Genomic DNA, 1,960 nt, shown 5'->3' on the forward strand with positions numbered 1-1,960 from the left:
GGCGAGTCGGGTTGTTTGAAATGGACGATCGCTCGCGCCGACCGGGTGATCCGAATCGTTCTCCGACAGACAATGCACCGAACTGAAACACACATGAAACTTTTTGCAGTGACATTGATCCTCGCATTCGTGCCAACGGTGTGGGGTGAATCTCCCACCGATGACAAGTTCGTGACCCAAGTGCTCGAACCCACTGGTGGCAAGATTGTTCGGCCGAAAGACTGGTTCTATACCGAGTCACATCGCGGCCCGGTTTACCTTTGGACTATTTCCGCCGAAGACGCAACTGGCGGAAAACCGTACACAACTGGCGTCAGGATTCAGACAATCGTCGGTGTGCAAAAGGGTACAGGCAAAACAGCTGAGAAGTTCCTTGGTGATTTTGTTGCATCCAAGAAGAATGATAAACGCGTTGTCGTCATTAAGACCTGCGAGAAATCAAAGAGCGGATTATTCAATCGAATTTGTCTCGAGACCGAAGAAGGCGACGACCACATCCTGTACTCACTGTTCTGGGGAACCGGCGGACTAGATGTTGCTGTCGTTGTTGTCGCCGGGACCACCAAAGAACTTTGGGACACGCACGCTCCCACTTTCCGTAAAATGGAAGAGTTTGAACTTATCGACATGAAGCGATTCGAGAAATAGCATGAAGCGGAGAACCAAGCCGTGCACCTGAGGACGGCTTGCAAGGTTTCATAAATGGAAAATCAAACGTCCGTCCCAGGTGACGGCAATCGTTATCCGACTGAGTGCGACTCTTGCTTGTGAAAAGCAATCCCTACGAATCGAGGACGATCGCTCCCGCGCATGTCCCACCGCTTGCAGCCAAGAACCCGTTTCCCTTTCTGAGCGCTGGCCCACTTACTGGCGCAATTGTTGGCTTGGCCCACGCAACTGCGTCTGCGGTTGCGTGGAACTGGTACGGACAGCCAGATTTTCTTTTTCGCTCGGGCGCAACCGTGTTAGCTGTCGCTGCAATGCTTGCCGTCGGCGGGGCAACCTTCGGACTTGCATATGGCTGTGTCCTAATGCTTTTCACGCGTCTCTCCAAACGAAACGTGCAGCCAACTGTTCACATTGTCGCTGCGTGCGTCACCTCTTTCATCCTAGGATTCGCGGCTGCGGTCTACGCGTTTGAGCGACATTCGATCGTTTCTCCGTTCCTCGTGGCATTTGCAACGGCGGCGATTGCATTCCTAGTGGCTACACTGTCTTCGGTGCCGTATGCTGACACCTCCGTAGCCAAAGATGGCGGATAACCATGGCGTCCACACGGAGCGGGGCTTGCGGCGGAATTTGAAATGGACAACTTTACTTTCCCCGCCCGGTGACGCCGGACGTTCGCCGACTGACATTGAATCGTGACACAACAATCGTTTGACGATTTACTGCATCGCCTTGCCCATGCTGGGATAGCTCCACCTGCATCGCTGGTTGGTTGCACGGAGGCTGAGATTGCTTCCCTCGAAGCGAAATACAACGTGACGCTACCGGCGACGTATCGCACTTACTTGACAATGATGGGACACGATTCGGGCCGCCTACTCACTCACGATCACTACGCCGCCACATATTCCCATGTCTTGGACATGACCACTCAATGCCGCGAGGACCGCGATGAATTTCCCGATTGCGGATTGCCCACGCTACCGCCTGACGCCCTCGTGATCGTCGGTCGGCTTGGCGAACAATTCATGATGATTCGTTGCTCTGCGTCCGACGACTCTCCGGTTTGGTACTTCAACGAATATGATGGCGAGATCAAACAGAGTTTTGGATCTGTGCTTGACTGGTTAGACTCACTTGCTGACGAAGCCGAGAATGCGATCGCCAACGGCTATTACAAACAGTTCCCAAACGGTACACGCCCCTAAACTCAAAATGCGGCGAACTATGCGATGCAAGTTGCGGACTGGAAATGGTTTGAAGACGAGCGGGTGTGAATCCCGCCTGAGTA

General features: G+C 53.4%; 2 protein-coding genes. Both read left to right on the forward strand.

All coding sequences use genetic code 11. From position 1 onward, the window contains the following. Positions 1-648, forward strand: a 648-nt coding sequence (locus ABD971_RS25280) for a hypothetical protein (protein ID WP_345326669.1), incomplete at its 5' end; no start/stop codon positions are given. A 716-nt stretch (positions 649-1,364) separates the two neighbouring features. Then, positions 1,365-1,877, forward strand: a complete 513-nt coding sequence (locus ABD971_RS25285) for an SMI1/KNR4 family protein (RefSeq protein WP_345326670.1) — start codon at positions 1,365-1,367, stop codon at positions 1,875-1,877. Positions 1,878-1,960 lie beyond the last annotated feature (83 nt).

It is taken from the genome of Novipirellula rosea (assembly GCF_039541335.1).
GTDB classification, from domain to species: domain Bacteria; phylum Planctomycetota; class Planctomycetia; order Pirellulales; family Pirellulaceae; genus Novipirellula; species Novipirellula rosea.